The organism is Caballeronia novacaledonica (assembly GCF_900258035.1).
GTDB classification, from domain to species: domain Bacteria; phylum Pseudomonadota; class Gammaproteobacteria; order Burkholderiales; family Burkholderiaceae; genus Caballeronia; species Caballeronia novacaledonica.
In genome coordinates this window covers 1-16,751 of record NZ_OGTP01000022.1, presented here as the reverse complement: position 1 = coordinate 16,751, position 16,751 = coordinate 1, and the positions used below count along the sequence as shown (strand labels likewise).

General features: G+C 62.4%; 14 protein-coding genes and 1 pseudogene. 11 read left to right on the top strand and 4 right to left on the bottom strand.

Annotated features, from left to right (window positions below; all coding sequences use genetic code 11):
- Position 1 precedes the first annotated feature (1 nt).
- The 5 genes from NOV72_RS24785 to flgM all read left to right on the top strand — a co-directional run bounded on the left by NOV72_RS24785 (position 2) and on the right by flgM (position 3,706).
- Positions 2–703: a GGDEF domain-containing protein gene (locus NOV72_RS24785; RefSeq protein WP_106857199.1), complete on the top strand. Its 702-nt coding sequence runs from the start codon at positions 2–4 to the stop codon at positions 701–703.
- Positions 704–861: 158 nt separating this feature from the next.
- Positions 862–1,788: a polyphosphate kinase 2 gene (ppk2, locus tag NOV72_RS24780; protein WP_106857198.1), complete on the top strand. Its 927-nt coding sequence runs from the start codon at positions 862–864 to the stop codon at positions 1,786–1,788.
- Between the two features lie 122 nt (positions 1,789–1,910).
- Positions 1,911–2,186: a hypothetical protein gene (locus NOV72_RS24775; protein ID WP_245933141.1), complete on the top strand. Its 276-nt coding sequence runs from the start codon at positions 1,911–1,913 to the stop codon at positions 2,184–2,186.
- Between the two features lie 121 nt (positions 2,187–2,307).
- Positions 2,308–3,219 carry a CHAD domain-containing protein gene (locus NOV72_RS24770; protein ID WP_106857274.1) on the top strand — a complete coding sequence of 304 codons (912 nt, stop codon included), beginning with the start codon at positions 2,308–2,310 and terminating at the stop codon, positions 3,217–3,219.
- A 181-nt stretch (positions 3,220–3,400) separates the two neighbouring features.
- Positions 3,401–3,706, top strand: a complete 306-nt coding sequence (flgM, locus tag NOV72_RS24765; protein ID WP_106857197.1) for a flagellar biosynthesis anti-sigma factor FlgM — start codon at positions 3,401–3,403, stop codon at positions 3,704–3,706.
- Between the two features lie 60 nt (positions 3,707–3,766).
- On the opposite strand, the gene NOV72_RS24760 is transcribed toward flgM, so the two are convergent.
- On the bottom strand, positions 3,767–5,566 hold the full coding sequence (locus tag NOV72_RS24760; RefSeq protein WP_106857196.1) for a thiamine pyrophosphate-requiring protein: 1,800 nt from the start codon (positions 5,564–5,566) through the stop codon (positions 3,767–3,769).
- 76 nt (positions 5,567–5,642) lie between these two features.
- Entirely contained in the window at positions 5,643–6,803 is a 1,161-nt protein-coding gene (locus NOV72_RS24755; protein WP_342753432.1) for a citrate synthase family protein, read from the bottom strand.
- Positions 6,804–6,936: 133 nt separating this feature from the next.
- Between NOV72_RS24755 and NOV72_RS24750 the strand changes: the two genes are divergently transcribed.
- From NOV72_RS24750 to NOV72_RS24735, 4 genes are all read left to right on the top strand, one after another.
- Complete coding sequence (locus NOV72_RS24750) at positions 6,937–8,292, top strand: MFS transporter (RefSeq protein WP_106857273.1); 1,356 nt, start codon at positions 6,937–6,939, stop codon at positions 8,290–8,292.
- A gap of 83 nt (positions 8,293–8,375) precedes the next feature.
- Positions 8,376–9,383 carry a 2-hydroxyacid dehydrogenase gene (locus NOV72_RS24745; RefSeq protein ID WP_106857194.1) on the top strand — a complete coding sequence of 336 codons (1,008 nt, stop codon included), beginning with the start codon at positions 8,376–8,378 and terminating at the stop codon, positions 9,381–9,383.
- A 216-nt stretch (positions 9,384–9,599) separates the two neighbouring features.
- Positions 9,600–11,843, top strand: coding sequence for a hypothetical protein (locus tag NOV72_RS24740; protein ID WP_106857193.1), 2,244 nt, complete (start codon positions 9,600–9,602; stop codon positions 11,841–11,843).
- Positions 11,840–13,549, top strand: a complete 1,710-nt coding sequence (locus tag NOV72_RS24735; RefSeq protein ID WP_106857192.1) for a LeoA/HP0731 family dynamin-like GTPase — start codon at positions 11,840–11,842, stop codon at positions 13,547–13,549. The genes NOV72_RS24740 and NOV72_RS24735 overlap by 4 nt, the downstream gene beginning before the upstream one ends.
- Positions 13,550–13,573: 24 nt before the next feature.
- On the opposite strand, the gene NOV72_RS24730 is transcribed toward NOV72_RS24735, so the two are convergent.
- A complete protein-coding gene (locus tag NOV72_RS24730; protein ID WP_106857191.1) occupies positions 13,574–14,461 on the bottom strand; it encodes an NmrA family NAD(P)-binding protein in 888 nt (295 codons plus the stop codon).
- 165 nt (positions 14,462–14,626) lie between these two features.
- Here NOV72_RS24730 and NOV72_RS24725 point away from each other — a divergent pair, with 165 nt between their 5' ends.
- The gene (locus NOV72_RS24725; protein WP_245933140.1) at positions 14,627–15,490 is read left to right on the top strand and encodes a helix-turn-helix domain-containing protein; all 864 of its coding nucleotides are present in this window, start codon (positions 14,627–14,629) and stop codon (positions 15,488–15,490) included.
- 90 nt (positions 15,491–15,580) lie between these two features.
- Positions 15,581–16,471: an alpha/beta fold hydrolase gene (locus NOV72_RS24720; RefSeq protein ID WP_106857190.1), complete on the top strand. Its 891-nt coding sequence runs from the start codon at positions 15,581–15,583 to the stop codon at positions 16,469–16,471.
- Between the two features lie 100 nt (positions 16,472–16,571).
- On the opposite strand, the pseudogene NOV72_RS24715 reads toward NOV72_RS24720, so the two are convergent.
- A pseudogene (locus NOV72_RS24715) lies at positions 16,572–16,751 on the bottom strand (hypothetical protein); the annotation flags it as partial.

Genomic DNA, 16,751 nt, shown 5'->3' with positions numbered 1-16,751 from the left:
GATGCCTTCGACATCCTCGCCCGATCTGTTTCAGAAGGAGAGCGCGGCGCTCGAGAAAGCCCGCGCCGTGCATGCGGCAGCCGACGCGGATGCGGACGGATATCGTCAGTCGCTGGGCGAGCTCATCGAGCATTTCGAGCGCCTGATGCGGGAAACGCGGCGTCTGATCGGCAGAAGCGACCGTGCCGAACGCGAGATGCAGGCGCTTGCCACGCAGCTCGCGCATCGCGCGTCGCACGATGCGCTCACCGGCGTGTTGAATCGCAGCGCCGTGATCGAGCGGACCAGCAAGACGCTGCGGGCGAATAGCGCGGTGATGATCGTTCTCGACATCGACGAATTCAAACGGATCAACGACGATTTCGGTCATCCCGTAGGCGACGCGGTCATTCTGGGCGTCGTCGATTGTCTGCGGCGAATCGTGGGCGAAAGCGGTTTCATCGGGCGAGTGGGCGGCGAGGAATTCACCGTGCTGTTGCCGGGTCACGATGCGGCCAGCGCCGCGAATCTCGCGGAGCGCATGCGCGAAGCGATCAGCGATTCGCTGATCGTCCCGCCGGTGGATCGCCGCATCACGGCGAGCTTTGGCGTCAGCCACAACGAAGCCGGAGACGGCTTCGACACGGCGTACGCGCTGGCCGACGCGGCGCTGTATCGGGCGAAACGCGGCGGACGCAATCGCGTCGAATTCGCCGATCAGTAAGCGGGCTCCATCACTGCCACGGCCGGCTCTGTCGACACGCTTCGCCTCGCCTGTCACTGAAAGCGAGTAACCTGAACGTCATTTGTTAGGCGGATCATGACCGACTGAGCGCGGCCAGAAAGGGCGTGCCATCCCGCCATTTCAACAGGAGAACCGCAATGACAGAGCTAGACAGATCCCTCGACGCGGCTTCGCTCGAAGAGCGTCAACGCCGGTTTCAGGAGGACCTCATCGATGCGTATGACGAGGAACTCGAAATGGAGATCGACGATCGCATCCAGGATGGGGATGCCGGGCTGACCGAAGAGGCTCGCCTGTCGCGCAAGCGTTATTTTCGGGAACTGTTTCGTCTGCAGGGAGAACTCGTCAAGTTGCAGGACTGGGTGCAGAAGACGGGTTATCGGCTTGTGGTGGTTTTCGAAGGGCGCGATGCGGCGGGCAAGGGCGGAGTCATCAAGCGGATCACGCAGCGGCTGAATCCGCGAGTCTGCCGCGTCGCGGCGCTGCCCGCGCCGAACAATCGCGAGCGCACGCAATGGTATTTCCAGCGGTACGTGTCGCATTTGCCGGCCGGCGGCGAGATCGTGCTGTTCGACCGTAGCTGGTACAACCGGGCGGGCGTCGAGCGCGTGATGGGCTTCTGCACGGACGACGAGTACGAAGAATTCTTTCGCTCCGTGCCCGAGTTCGAACGCATGCTCGTTCGCAGCGGCATCAAGATCGTCAAATACTGGTTCTCGGTCACCGACGACGAACAGGAACTCCGCTTCCAGGCCCGCGTGCAGGATCCGTTGAAGCAGTGGAAACTGAGCCCGATGGATCTCGAAAGCCGGCGGCGCTGGGAGGACTACACCCACGTCAAAGAGGTGATGCTGGAGCGCTCGAATATTCCCGAGGCGCCGTGGTGGGTCGTCCAGGCGGTCGATAAGAAGCGCGCCAGACTGAATTGCATCACGCATCTGCTCGGCCAGGTGCCGTACGAGGAAGTCGAGCACGAGCCCGTCGTGCTGCCGGAGCGCGTTCACCATGCGGAGTACATTCGCCATCCCGTGCCCGAATCGATGATCGTGCCGGAAGTGTTCTAGCCTGTTCGCGCCGATATGGGCATGCGCATCGAGCGTGTGCCCGATGCGCAATACGTTGCGTGGATGAAATTTGAGATACGAACTGCGATAATGGGCGCGGCCCCTCACGCAAGACTACGACGATGAACGACCCCGCCCAATCCGCTGAACAGTCCCTGAACCTGTCCCCGCCCGTATTCGCGGATAACGAGATACAGTTCTCGGCCTTCGCGCTCGGCTGGGGTTTCTGCTCTTATGCATTGCCGTTTCGCCTTGTCGTCGCGCAGTTGGGCGCTTCCAATTCTTCAGAGCAGCAACTCAATCTGGCGTTCCAGCTCAATCGTCATCGGATATTGGCGGCCGTCGCGGAAGGCGGGATGCAGGATCCTGGCAGGCGCGTCGTTCTTTTGAAGATCTAGCCGGACAGCCGCGTCTTTTCCACGCAGTGCTTCATCAAATCGTCACGAAATCCGGATTTCGAGTACTTCGCTGTGGTAAGGTCGAGGCCAATGTAAATTTGTATGAATCGAGGCCTCGATGGTGGATATGGATGCTGACTGGCCGTTGCCCCGGCCGATCAATTTCTTCAAGGAAAGCCGGCGCCCCGCCGATTCACCCACTCCCGACGCGGATTCAATCGCAAGCACGTTTTCATCATTGGCGGCGCCTGTCGTCGCCGAAGCCGTGCGCCGCGCGCGCGAGTTGTCCACGAATTGCGATGCCGAAGGATTCCACCAGCTCCGCGTCGCCTTCAGAAAACTGCGGGCCTTGTACTGGGCCTACTCGCCTTATCTCGGCGAAGAGGCGACCGCGCACGCCACCGAGGAATTCAAGCGGCTGGCCGCTGTCGCCGGCGGAACGCGCGACTGGGATATCGCAGGCGATCTTTTGAAAGCCGCGCAGGCGTCGCGCGCATCGATGGGAATTCTCGTGGCCGCCGCGAAGGAAAAGCGGGCGCAGGCCGTCGCGCATAGCCAGACGATGATCAAGTGCGATGACGTCGAATCGTTCCTGAACGACGTCCTGCTGCGCGCGCAAATGCAGTTGGAGTCGAGCTGCAATGACCTTCCGATTCGCGACTTCGCGGAAGATCGCGTCCGGCGGGCGGAGCGCGCGCTGAAGAAGCGCAGCCGATATGCATCGCGCAACGAGACCGCTCACGAAGAAGATCTTCACGATGTCCGCAAGGCCGGCAAAAAGCTGCGGTATCTGCTGGAGTTTTTTCAGCCCGTGATCAAGGGCGGCCACGATCGCACGATCAAGGAACTGACGTCGGTGCAGAACAAGCTCGGCCTGTTCAACGACATCGCCGCAAGTGAAACCCTGATCCGGAGCGCTTCTTTCGACGACGTTCCGCCCGAAGTCGTGCAGGAGTCGCTGCAATGGCTGGAAAAGCAGAAATGCCGGCGCATGCGCGCTGCGGCCCGGCGCGTTCGAACCATCGCCGGTTGACCGTCCGCGCTTGTGTGCGATTGCTCACACTTTGTTTCAATTTGTTTCAAACGGCCGAGACGCCCGCCTGATAAGGCGTTGCGGCTTGCGCGAAAGCTCGCGGTCGGTCGCGCCGCCTCGCGCATGGTGAAGATTTCAAACCCCGGACCGTTAAAGGAATCAACAGTCGGGAGTTGACACCATGAAGATCGAATCCATCAGTTACACGCTCGCAAGCGCCCAGAACGACGCGCAACGCGCGACCAACAACGGTGACGCGAAGAGTGCCGTGCAGGCGGTGAGCGCCGCCGGCGCGCAGAACTCGACGGTGAATTTGTCGTCGATGGCCGCGCTCGGCAAATCGAGCGATGCCGATATCGATACGGCCAAGGTCGAGTCGATCAAGGCCGCATTGCGCGACGGCAGTTACAAGATCGACTCGGCCAGTATCGCCGACGGCATGCTGAGCACCGCGCGCGACCTGCTGCAAGGCAAAGCCCGCACCTGAGTTCGCTGAAGAACGCGGTGGCGTCCCAGCCGGCGATGCGTCCACCCCGCCATTCGCGCGTCACTTGTCCTTATGCCCCGGCAATACCGCGCCGAGCACCTGCTTCGCCGTATCGACGATCACGCTTGCCTGGCTCGGATCGCCCTTCATGAGCGTGGTCGCGAAAGCCTTTGCCTGCTGCATCGTGATGTGTGGCGGCAATGGCGGCACGTCAGGGTCGGCCTTCACTTCGATCACGACGGGCCGATCCGCCGCCAGCGCTTCATCCCATACGGCGGCCATGCGTTCGGCGTCGTCGACATAAAAGCCCTTCAGACCGATCATTTCCGCGAACTTGTGATAAGCCACCGACGGAATGTCCTGTGATGCTTTGAACTTCGGATCGCCTTCCATCACGCGTTGCTCCCACGTGACCTGATTCAGATCCTCGTTGTTGAGCACCATGCAGATCCAGCGCGGGTTCGACCATTGCTTCCAGTACTTCGCGACCGTGATGAGCTCGGCCATGTTGTTCATCTGCATTGCGCCATCGCCGACGAGCGCGATCACGGGCCGCTCCGGATACGCGAACTTCGCGGCGATCGCGTAGGGCACGGCCGCGCCCATCGATGCGAGTCCGCCCGACAGCGAGCACATCATGCCGCGCTTCACCTTCAGATCGCGCGCGTACCAGTTCGCGACCGATCCCGAATCGCTCGTGACGATCGCGTTCGCGGGTACGCGCGGCGACAGCTCCCACACCGTGCGCTGCGGATTCACGCCGGCCTTCACGGGCGTTATCGCGCGCTTCTCCAGCGTTTTCCACCAGTCCCCGATCCAGCCTTCGATATCCTTGCGCCACGCGAGGTCCGTCTTCTGTTGCAGCAAGGGCAGGAGCGCACGCAAGGTTTCGGCGCTGTCGCCGACGAGATTCGCTTCCATCGGATAGCGGATGGAGAGCATGTCGGCCTTGAGGTCGATCTGCACGCCGCGCGCCGCGCCTTCTTTCGGCAGGAACTCGGCGTAGGGAAAGCCCGAGCCGATCATCAGCAGCGTGTCGCATCCGTTCATCATCTTGTAGCTCGGTTCGGTGCCGAGCAGGCCGATGGAGCCGGTGACGAAGGGCAGATCGTCGGGCAATGCGGCCTTGCCGAGCAGCGCTTTCGCGACGCCCGCGCCGAGTTTGTCCGCGACGGCGATAACTTCGTCGGTCGCTTCCAGCGCGCCCGCGCCGACGAGAATCGCGACCTTCCTGCCTGCGTTGAGGACATCGGCGGCGCGTTGCAGGTCGTCGCCATAAGGCACGATCTTCGGCGCACGGAAGCCTACGCCGGAATGCAGCGTGCCGTGCTTGCGGCCCGGCGGTTCGTATTCGAGATCCTGCAGATCGTTCGGCAGAATGAGCGCCGTGACTTTGCGTTCCGACAGCGCGATACGCACCGCCCGATCGACGAGATGCCGAACCTGCGACGGCACGCTCGCCTGCTGCACGAAGGCGCCGGCGACGTCTTTGAACATCGCGGGAAGATCCACTTCCTGCTGATAGTGGCCGCCCAGCGCCGCACGCGCCTGCTGGCCCGCAATGGCGAGCACGGGCATGTGATCGAGGCGCGCGTCGTAGAGACCGGTGATGAGATGCGACGCACCCGACCCCGATGTCGCGATGCACACGCCGAGCTCGCCGGTGAACTTCGCATGCGCGCAGGCCATGAAGGCGGCCATCTCTTCGTGCCGTGCCTGGATGAACTCGATCTTGCCTTTCGCGCGATTCAGCGCGCCGAAGACGCCGTTGATGCCGTCGCCCGGATAGCCGTAAATGCGGCGTACGCCCCAGGCATGCAAACGATCGATCAGAAAATCGCCGACGGTGGGATTCGACATGACGCGATGCTCCTCTTGACGTCCAGGCTGCGACGGATCATCTCGACGCGCAAGACGCGTGCCGCTCAGCGGCTCGTCATTGTCCGGCCGGACCGACGTAGCGCGCCCGTGGCCGGATCAAGCTGCCTTCCATGACCTGCTCGATCGAATGCGCCATCCAGCCGACGCTGCGCGCGATGGAAAACAACGCGAACGCCGCTTCGTCGGGAAGCGGGCAATGCTCGACGAGCGCGGCAAGCGCCATGTCGATGGCGGGCGGCTTGCCTGTCAATCGCTCGACGCATTCGATCAGCTCGCGTGCGTTGCTGGGCGCTTCGAAGGCGGACAGGAGATCGGCCGCGCGCGGATCGCCCTGCGGATAAAGCTCGTGACCGAAGCCGGGCAACGGTTCGCCATCCGCGATCCTGCGCCGGACAACTGGCTCGGTTCCGGATCGTTTGGCCTCGTCCATCAGTTCACGGACGCGCACGATCGCATTGCCGTGCATGGGGCCGGAGAACGCGGCGAGCCCCGCGATCATGCTCGCCCCGAGCGACGCCCCCGTCGATGCGGCCACGCGCGCCGCGAATGACGAACTCGTGAGTTCCTGATCGGCCAGAAGCACGAGCACGCGGCGCAGCAGATCGGCATGACGCGCCACGCCCCAGCTATGCGCGATCCGCAGATGCAACGGGCCGTCATTCGAATGCAACTCGACGAAATTGCTCGCGAGGCGGCCGACCAGTTCCGCGGCCTGATCCGCCTTGTTCGCAACGCCGGCGGCCGGTGTCTGCCGATCGTGCGCCGCGTCGCAAGCGAGGGCCGCGAAAACGCGCGCACCGATGGAGCCGTCGAACTCGATCGGCGCGAACGACGCGAAGCGCGGCGTATCGGTCACGTTCCAGAGCAGCCGCGCGATGTCTTCCAGCGTCGCCGATGCAGCCAGTTGCACCGCATCCTGCCCACGATAGTAAAGCCTGCCGCGCACGACGGTGGAGATGCGCGTGTCGATGATCGGCTCGCCCCAGGCCATCGTGCTTGCGGCGATGTTCTTGCGCGCCCGTCCGAGGCTGCGCTTCTTCACGAGCGTCGCGATGTCCGATGCCCGATACAGATTCCGGTTCGGGTGTTGCGGGTCGCCCTGAACCTCGATCCGGCCGCGGCTGACGTACGCGTAGAGCGTCTGTTTGCGCACGCCGAGCGCTTCGCAGGCCTCTTCCTGAGTCATCCAGTTCTTCACGTTGATCGAATCAATCAAGATTGACGGTCATCCACGGCGTCGGTCTAATGCGGAACATAAACCACCCCGAGAGAAGTCCGGCCCGCAGGCCGAAAGGCTTTCGCACCGCGCGTTCGCGCGCACCTTCAGGGGCATGAAAGAGGAGATATCGGTGGCTACAGAGCGAACGACCCAGTATATAGTCAGCACGGCTGCCCGCACGACCCGCACCCGCTACTCGATCCTCGCGATGATCCTGCTGTTGGCGACGGTGGCTTATGCGGACCGCGCCATTCTCTCGATCGCCGGACCCGGCATATCGAAGGAATTCGGCCTGAGTCACGTGCAGCTCGGGTACGTGTTGTCGGCCTTTAGCTGGGCGTATGTCGTCGGCCAGATTCCCGGCGGCTTGCTGCTCGATCGTCTCGGCACCAAGACGATGTACGGCGCCACGCTGATTCTGTGGTCCATCGCGACGATGCTGGTCGGCTTCATCGGCAACTTCACGTCGGATCTGTCGGTCGCGCTGGGGCTTTTGTTCGCGCTGCGCTTCGCACTCGGACTGATCGAGGCGCCGAGCTTCCCCGCCAACGGCCGCGTCGCGGTCATGTGGTTTCCCAAGGAAGAGCGCGGACTGGCGACGTCCCTGTTCGCATCGGCTTCGTATTTCGCGGTCGCCATTTTTTCGCCGTTCGCGGGATGGCTCACGGTGCGCTTCGGCTGGCCCGCGCCGTTCATCGCGCTGGGTCTCATCGGGATCGCGGCGGCGGGCGTGTGGGCGGTCGTCATGTATGAGCCGCGCAAGCATCCGCGCGTGTCGAGCGGCGAGCTCGATCACATCATCGCGGGCGGCGCGATGATCGATATCGATTCGAAGCACGAGCTCACTTCGCGCCCGGTGCTCGCACCCGGCTCGATTCGCGCGCTGCTCGGCAATCGCATGTTGTGGTGCGCGTATATCGGCCAGTATTGCACCATCGCGCTGAGCTATTTCTTCATCACGTGGTTCCCCATCTACCTCGTTCAGGCGCGCGGCATGAACGTGATGCAGGCCGGCTTCGCAACGATGATTCCGGCCGTCGCGGGCTTCGTCGGCGGCATTGCGGGCGGCACGATTTCCGACTGGCTCATTCGTCGCGGATGGAGCGTGTCGTGGGCGCGCAAGACGCCGTATATCGTCGGCATGGCGGTGGGCTGCAGCATCGTGCTTTCGGCCGTTGCGCAAAGCAATGTCGTGATCGTGCTGCTGATGGCGCTGGCCTTCTTCGGCAAGGGCGCGGCGGCGGGCGCGGGAACGTGGGCCATCGTGAGCGATACGGCGCCGCGCGAGGCGGTTGGACTGGCGGGCGCGATCTTCAATTGCATCGGCAATATCGGCGGCATCGTGACGCCGATCGTCTTCGGCTACCTCGTGCAGGCGACGGGCGGCTATACCGTCGGACTGTACTTCGTCGCGGCGCATTGTCTGATTGCGGCGGTCGTCTATCTGTTCTTCATGGGCAAGATCGAGCGCGTGAAGATGAGCTGAATCGCCGACGCCGCGCCCTGCATCTTGCACAACGAGCCTGACGCGACCCGTGCGCGCCGGGCGATCATCATCGAATTCGAATCATGACCAAGCCGATCATTCTCAACGCGGCAGAACTGCCCGAATGGACTCATGCGGAACTGAGAGCGCTTTTCAACGTGCTCGATCTGCCGGGAGAGCCCGGGGCCGCGAAGGCGTTTCTGAAGGAACACGGAAGCAAGGTGCGCGGCATCGCGCTGCGCAAGACGAAGATCGATGCGGCTTTCCTCGACATGCTTCCCGCGCTCGAAATCATTTCGAGCTATAGCGCGGGGCTGGATAACGTGGATATCGGCGCGACGCGTGCGCGCGGGATTCGCATCGAGAACACGTCGCATATTCTGGCGGAAGATGTGTCGAATGCGGCTGTCGGACTGGCGCTGGCCCTCACGCGCGACTTCGTGAACGCCGATGCTTACGTTCGCTCGGGACAATGGCCCGTGCAAGGTCACTACCGGCTCGGGCGTTCCATTTCGCGCATGAGAGTCGGCATCGTCGGATTGGGTACGATCGGGTCGGCCATCGCACATCGTTTGCTGGCGTTCGGCTCGAAGCTCGCGTATTTCGGGCCTAACCGCAAGCCGGTCGATATGCCGTATTACGACGACGTGACCCGGCTCGCGCGGGACTGCGACATGCTCATCCTCACGTGTCCGCTGTCGCGCGCGACGCATCATCTCGTCGATGCGAGCGTCATCGATGCGCTTGGCCCCGATGGGTTCCTCGTGAACATCGCGCGTGGTCCGGTGGTCGATGAACAGGCGCTCGTCGCTGCGCTTGCATCGGACAGGCTCGCCGGCGCCGCGCTCGATGTGTTCGAGCACGAGCCGCATGTTCCCGACGCGCTCATGCGCGATCGCAGGCTCGTGCTCACGCCGCATATCGGATCGGGAACGGAGGAGACGCGTCGCGCGATGGCGGAGAATGTCGTCGATGCGCTTGCGGGGTATTTTGGGATCGAGCGTGTGCGTACGAAGGCGGGTATGGATGCCAAATCAGACGAGTCGCGACGCTGTACCCGGAACAGTCGATGCTCCGAGCCCGCCATGTGATGTCGCGAGCTCACTGTGCATCGACTTCGAAGTGTTGCTTTTCGTCATTTTCGTAGACGATATGACGTGCGTCAATCAGACGCGCGCGCGTGCGACATTCCGCTGGGCATTGCAGTCTGTGCGAGTCAGGATCGGGGGACAATGCAAACGCACTCAGGTCTTCAGGAGATCGAGTCAGACCTGTGCGGGGCATAATCAACAAAAAACGATCCATTCATGGCAAATCGCAATATCACGCGCGAAGTCGGGAACGAGCTATATCGCGCCGTGCTGAACGATATCGAAGGTCTGCTTCATCGACTCGGCCGCGAAAACGACGATGAACGCGTCTCGCAAGCGCTCGAACAAGTCAAGCAGTTAATCAGGCCGATTCACGATGAACTCGTCACGCGCATCGAATCGTTGCGTGAACATGCGCGCTGGGACAAGTTCACGATCGCGTTCTACGGTGAGACGAACGCCGGTAAATCGACGATCGTCGAAACGCTGCGCATCCTTCTCGGCGAAGAGACGAAGACTCATGAGCACGCGAAGTTTCACGCGCTTCAAAGCGAGCACGGGCTGAGCGAAGCCGCGCTGTCCGAACTGCAGGAGTCGATCCTGCGCGACGAGACGCAACTGGACAGCTTGCGCTCGAACGCTCTCATGAACGAGGCGCGTCGCGATGCCGAGCGGAAAACACTGGAAGGTGAGATGCAGTGCCTGCGTGAGCAGGTCGATAGGGAGAAGCGTTCCGCATCGCTGTGGCGGAAACTCTTGCGGTTCTTTCGAAAAGCGCCCGAAGAAATCGCGTTCGCGGAGGCCGCTCAGCGGCAAGCCGAACTCGCCGTGACTCATGAGGCCGAGCGCGCTGCCGGCCAGATAAATATCGAAGCCGCGCGCGCCGCTCTTCAGGAGAGCAATGATCGGCAGGCCGAATTCCTATCGAAGCTTGCCGAGCTCGAAGTTCTGGCCGACGGACATATCATCGGAACGGGCCGCTCCGACTTCACGCGCTACACGCAGGCCTATACGTTCGAAGCCAATGGCCAGCGCTTCGAGTTGCTCGACGTGCCCGGCATCGAGGGCAAGGAAGCGGAAGTCATCGACAGCATTCTTGGGGCGGTGCAGTCGGCGCACGCGGTCTTCTATGTCACCGGCAAGGCCGCGCCGCCGCAGACGCGCGACGCGGACGGACATGGCACGCTCGAAAAAATCCGCGCGCAACTCGGCGATCATACGGAAGTCTGGTCGATCTACAACAAGCGGATCGCCAACCCGATTCCGCTTGGAAAGGCCGAATTGTTGAGCGACAGCGAACGCGGCGGCCTCGTCGCGCTCGACGAAACGATGCACGAGCATCTTGGATCGAAGTATCGCGGCTGCACCGCACTGAGCTCGCAGCCGGCATTTCTCGCCTCCTCCGAATGTCTCGTGCCGGGCTCGGACCTCGTGCGCAACCGCACGAAGTTCCTCGCCAGGTTCAGCGTCGAGGACGTGCTCGCGAAATCCGGCTTCCGGCCGTTCGTCGACCGTCTGACCGGCTCCATGATCGAGGATTGCGAGGCGCGAATGCGCGCTGCGAACGTCAACAAGGTTCAATTCGCCGTGAAAGAAGCGGAGAACACGCTCATGTCGGCGCAACAAGAGACGATCGGACCGCTCGCGCAAGCATGCGGCGACGACTGGGTGCGGGTCGAGCAGCAACTCGATCTGACGGTCGGCGGGCTCGGGCGAAGCATGCAGAACCTCGGGACGGACGCCGTCTACTCATTCGAAAGCCGAGTGCGTGTCAACGTCTATGAAAGGATTGAAGCCGGAATCGGCAACGACGATTTGAAATCGTGCCTGAGGAGTCAGATTCACGCGGAGCAGGACATGCTCGAAGGCCGGCTGAAGCAACAGATCGGCGAGAACCTGGATCGCTTTCAGGACGATGTCGCCAACGTGCTGGATCGCTTCCGCGAGCGCATCAACGAGGTTCGGAACGCGTATCGCGCCTTTGGTGATGGCCGCTTCAGGCATGAATTCGAATTCGTCATGCAGTTCGACAGCGGCGTGCAATACGCATCGCTCGTTGCAGCCCTCGTGGGCGGCGCGCTGATGTTCTGGAACCCGGCGGGATGGATTTCGCTCGCTATTGGTGGACTGACCATCATCGTGAGCATCGCAAAGGCGCTCTGGGGGCTGGTCGACTCGGACTTCAAAAAAGCACAGCAGCGCAAGGCGACCGATGAGAATCTGGAGCGAGTCGTGCGGTCCATGCATGACGCGATGAAGACGAATGTCGATGAATTGTGCGCGAACGTGGACGAGCGCATGAGCGCGATCAAGGCCGAGATCAAGCAATCCGTCGATCAGGTGGCGGACGTCAATTCCGCGATGATCGAAGTGTGCGCGAACCTGAACCGGTTTTCGAAGACGATCGTCCCGTCGGGCGATGGCATTCGACACGACACGAAGGAAGAGGCAGTGGCATGAAAGACACGGTGCGAACCCACAAGGAACGGCAGGCTGAAACGCTGAACGTGCTGCGGGAACTGGAACAGTTTCTGACGGATGGCGAAGCGTTCGGCATCGACGTCGATACCGCTCTGAAAGCAAAGCTCGGCCACGCGATCCGCAGCGCTCAGGACGACACGTTGCGTATCGCGCTGATCGGTGGTTTCTCCGAAGGCAAGACCGCGATCGCGGCCGCGTGGCTCGAAAAGCTCGACAAGTCGACGATGAAGATCAGTCACGAGGAGTCGTCGAATGCCGTGACCGTCTATCAGGCCGGGCCGGAATGCCTGCTCATCGACACGCCGGGACTGTTCGGCTTCAAGGAGCAGGAGAATGAGACGACGCATGTCATCGAGAAGTACAAAGATCTGACGCGCAAGTATGTGAGCGAGGCGCATCTCGTCCTCTACGTCATGGATCCCGCCAATCCGATCAAGGCGAGTCATGCCGACGACCTGAACTGGCTGTTTCGCGAGCTGAACCTGCTGCCGCGCACGGTATTCGTTCTGAGCCGCTTCGATGCCATCGCGGACGTCGAGGATGAGCGCGACTATGGACATAATCTGACCATCAAGAAGGAGAATGTCGCGGGCCGCCTGCGCGACCTGATCGCGCTGACCGAGTTGGAAGCCGCGAGTCTTGCCGTCGTGGCGGTGGCGGCCGATCCGTTCGAGATGGGCACCGAACACTGGCTCTCGGATCTCGACCGGTTCCGCGCGCTGTCGCGCATCGCGTTGCTTCAGGACGCGACGTCGAAGAAAGTGTCGGCGGCGGGCGGCGTCGCGGCGGTCGTCGACGAAACGAAGAGAAGCATTGCTCGCGACGTGATCGGAAAGCAGTTGCCCATCGCGCTGGAGCAGGACGACAAAATCGCCCAGGAGGTCCAGCAACTCGCGACAATGAGCCGCCAGTTGAACACGCAGTTGGGCGCGGCCAGCCGGCGCATTCTGGAGTCGCAGATCGGCTTGCGCGAATTCGTCGTGCGCTTCTTCTCCGATCTGATTCTGAAGGCGAGAGGGCAGACGCTTGAGGCATTCCCGGAGTTTTTCGAGCGGCAGATCGGCGCGGGCGGCGCGGTGCTGAACGCCAATCTGCAAAACGCCTTCGACCGGCAACTGAGTTCCGCCAGACTGGAAGTCGACAAGATGGCGGTCGGCTTCGTCGCTGAAGTGAATCACTTCAACGAGACCATGTTCGCATTCGGCAAGCAGGGGCTGCAGTACGCCATCAAGAGCGGAATGATCAATAACGCCTCGGTGCTCGCGGCACGCGACGGCATTGTCGGCGTGGCGAAGGTCGTCGGACTCGATATCGGCAAGATGCTGAAATTCAAGCCTTGGGGCGCCGTCAAGCTGGCGAAAGGACTCAATGGCGCGCTGTCGCTCATCGGCCTGGGGCTGGAGGCGTGGGACTCTTATGACAAGATGAAGCGCGAAAAGGCGTTTCGCGAAATGCTCGCGGACATGATCGAGAACTTTGAACAGCAGCGCGCCGAACTGCTCGCGCTGATCAACGGTGACTCGTTCGAAGCGCAATTCTTCCCCGAGATGACGGCGCTGCGCGGCGAAGTCGAAACGGTCGAGCAGAATGTCGCCGAGAGTACCAGGCGACGCGCGCAATTCCGTGCATGGTGTGAGCGCGGCAAGGCGATCGACGTGGAGTTTCGTATGCTGAGTGCTGCCTGAAGTGGCGGAGGCCACTGCCACTTCTCAACTCACCTCGATCCCCGCAACCATCTCCTCAACCGCACGCCTCAACTTCGTCGTCCCGAACGCACGCTCGCCCACGCCTTCCTCGACATCGATTCGACCAGCATTGTGCGCATCGAACAGTTCGATGATGAGCCGCGCGTGCTGATCGCTCAGGCCGCCGCGCGCAAGCGTCGCGGCCCATTGATCGCGAGGCAGCGCGAGTGCCTTGACGGGGCGTCCGCTTGCATCCGAGATCGACTGCGCCACATCGATCGCGCTGACACGCGACGGCCCTTCGACGCTCACGATGCGCGTCCCCTCGACGTGCGACGTTTCGCTCAGCAAACGCGCCGACACGACGCCGACATCGCCCGCGGATATCGTCGGGAAGCGCTTGTCGACGGGATCGTGAAAGCTCGGCAGCACGCCGCTCGACAACGCAACCGGCAACACACGCATCCAGTTCTGCATATGTTCCGCGGAGCGCAGCAGCGTGAGTTTCGCCGATGCATCGCGCAACGCCGCTTCGAAGTGATGGAACAGCATGGTGATGCCGGTGTCCGTATCGAGTTCGGCGCCGTAGTCGGATAGCGCCAACACATGCGCATCGCGATGAGCCGCGAGCGCACGCGCCGCGATGTCGATGGTCGAGCGCATCGTGTCGGCCGGACGGGGATCGTCGCGCGGCAACGGAATCAGCATCTGAACCGCATGCGCGCCGTCGAGTGCGCGGCTGAGCGCATCGACGTCATGCAGATCGGCGACGGCGATCTCGCAACCCATCTTCGCGAGCGCATCGCCTTGTGCCGCATCGCGCACGACCGCGCGCACCGGCAGCGCCGCGCGCCGCAATGCCATTGCCGTCGCTCGTCCTGCTTTGCCTGCGGCACCGAAGATCACATGCATCGCTCGACTCCCGTCCGATTCGTATGAGTCGAGCGTAGAGCGGTATCGAATGAGCGTCGCGCATGAATGGATTGTCCTCAGCAAGAACGGATGATTGCGTGCTCGAAGCAGTTCGAAAAAGACGCATGCATAATGCGCAAAAACCCTTCTGCGAAGGTTCAAACCGTGAATGCGATCGATCCCCCCGCGCGAACGCGGCTACGCTCCAGCGAGCATCTCGACTGGTCCGGCTTCGGCGCGGAGCTGGTTCTTGTCGCGGCGGGCGCGCATCGCGTTGCGGCGATGGACGAGCATCGCGTCGGCGTGCATGTCGGCGCGCCGGTGACCGCGCATTGCCGTTGCGACGGGCAGCGCATGTCGCGCGTCCAGACTCAGGGCGATGCGGACGTGATTCCCGCGGGCCTCGACGGAGAATGGGCCGACGATGCCGATTGCACCATCCTGCGCATCGGTTTCACCGACGAATTCGCGCGACGCACGCTGTCGCAGATCGGAACGCGCGGCGCGAGCGCGCGAATCATGCCGCGCTTCCAGTGGCGCGACGCGCGCTTTCAGCATCTCGCGTGGGCGTTGCGCGCGGAACTGGAAGCCGAGCGCGCATCCGATGCGCTCTACGCGGAAAGCCTCTGCGTCGCCATGATCGTGCGTCTCGCCCATGCCGACGACGCCTTCGCCACCCGATCATCCACACCGATGCTGACGCGCCGCCTCGCCATGCGCATTACCGATTACATCGACGCTCATCTCGATGCGCGCTTGACGCTCGCCGAACTCGCTGAAGTCGCCGGACTCAGCGTGCCTCATTTCAAGGTGCTGTTTCGGGCGACGTTCGGCGCGCCGGTTCATCGCTATGTCGTGGCGCAGCGCATCGAAAGGGCGAAGCGGCTGCTCGCGCAAGGCCATATGACCGTCAGCGGCATTGCGCTGGAATGCGGCTTCGCGCACGCGAGCCACATGGCTTACTGGATGAAACGCACGCTCGGAGTCACGCCGCGCGAGATCGTTCCAGAGGACAATTCATCTCGATAGAAGAACAGTGCATTCTTTATCGAGAGGATTCCGTCGAAACGGCGAACGGCGCACCATGCAGTCATTCACCATCTCACAGGAAATCGCATCATGACCTCGATTCCAGTCGTTCGATACAAGACCGAATCCATCGATGGCGTCAACGTGTTCTACAGAGAAGCCGGCCCGACGGACGCCCCCGTCGTGCTTCTGCTTCACGGTTTCCCGACGTCGTCGCACATGTTTCGAAATCTGATCCCGATCCTCGCGCAGAAGTACCGCGTCGTCGCGCCCGATTACCCCGGCTTCGGTCAGAGCGATGCGCCCGATCGCGCTACGTTCAGCTACGGCTTTCAGCGCTACGCCGACATGATCGACGTATTGCTGGGCCGTCTGAATATCGATCGCTTCGCGATGTACGTGATGGACTACGGCGCGCCGGTGGGCTACCGGCTCGCGCTGAAGAACCCGGCGCGCGTGGCGGGCCTCATCGTTCAGAACGGCAACGCCTATACCGAAGGCCTTCGCGAGTTCTGGAATCCGATCAAGGCGTATTGGGCCGATCAATCGGTGAAGAATCGCGAAGCGCTGCACGGCCTCGTCACGCTCGACACGACGATCTTCCAATACACCGACGGCGTCTCCGATGTGTCGAGGATCAGCCCCGACAACTGGCTGCACGATCAGGCGCTGCTCGACCGTCCGGGCAATCGCGAGATTCAGATGGATCTGTTCCTCGATTACGGGACGAACGTGCCTCTTTACCCGGCGTTTCAGGCGTTCTTCCGCGAGCATCGGCCGCCGACGATCATCGTGTGGGGCAAGAACGACAAGATTTTTCCGGAAGAGGGCGCACACCCGTATCTGCGCGATCTTCCCGATGCGGAAACGCACATTTTCGACACCGGGCATTTCGCGCTGGAAGACAAGCTCGACGAAATCGCGCCGCTGTTGTCGAGCTTTCTGGATCGGTCGATCGGCGCCGAGTCCGGCAAGGCATAAAGCGCCGCGACCTCGCGTGCCGGACACGCCGGCACGCGAGCGGCGACTCAAAAGCACGGCCTCGGCGCGTTCGCCGCCATCTTCCGGTTATGGAAAGCGCTCAGTCGTGGTGATGACGCTTATGCCGCTTGCCGTGACTACCGCGGCTATAGTCGTCCGCGTACGAATTCGAACGCGAGACATTGCCGCCCAGCGCGGCACCCGCGCCGCCGCCTAGCGCCGCGCCGATCAGGCCGCCGCCGCGACCGCCCATCGCATTGCCCGCCGCCGTGCCCGCGCC

Excerpts from the sequence above, each read along its gene's own strand:
- NOV72_RS24735 (WP_106857192.1), top strand. The coding sequence starts at position 11,840 with ATGAAAGACACGGTGCGAACCCACAAGGAACGGCAGGCTGAAACGCTG.
- NOV72_RS24720 (WP_106857190.1), top strand. The coding sequence starts at position 15,581 with ATGACCTCGATTCCAGTCGTTCGATACAAGACCGAATCCATCGATGGC.
- NOV72_RS24745 (WP_106857194.1), top strand. The coding sequence starts at position 8,376 with ATGACCAAGCCGATCATTCTCAACGCGGCAGAACTGCCCGAATGGACT.
- flgM (WP_106857197.1), top strand. The coding sequence starts at position 3,401 with ATGAAGATCGAATCCATCAGTTACACGCTCGCAAGCGCCCAGAACGAC.
- NOV72_RS24740 (WP_106857193.1), top strand. The coding sequence starts at position 9,600 with ATGGCAAATCGCAATATCACGCGCGAAGTCGGGAACGAGCTATATCGC.
- NOV72_RS24785 (WP_106857199.1), top strand. The coding sequence starts at position 2 with ATGCCTTCGACATCCTCGCCCGATCTGTTTCAGAAGGAGAGCGCGGCG.
- NOV72_RS24730 (WP_106857191.1), bottom strand. The coding sequence starts at position 14,461 with ATGCATGTGATCTTCGGTGCCGCAGGCAAAGCAGGACGAGCGACGGCA.
- NOV72_RS24760 (WP_106857196.1), bottom strand. The coding sequence starts at position 5,566 with ATGTCGAATCCCACCGTCGGCGATTTTCTGATCGATCGTTTGCATGCC.
- NOV72_RS24775 (WP_245933141.1), top strand. The coding sequence starts at position 1,911 with ATGAACGACCCCGCCCAATCCGCTGAACAGTCCCTGAACCTGTCCCCG.
- ppk2 (WP_106857198.1), top strand. The coding sequence starts at position 862 with ATGACAGAGCTAGACAGATCCCTCGACGCGGCTTCGCTCGAAGAGCGT.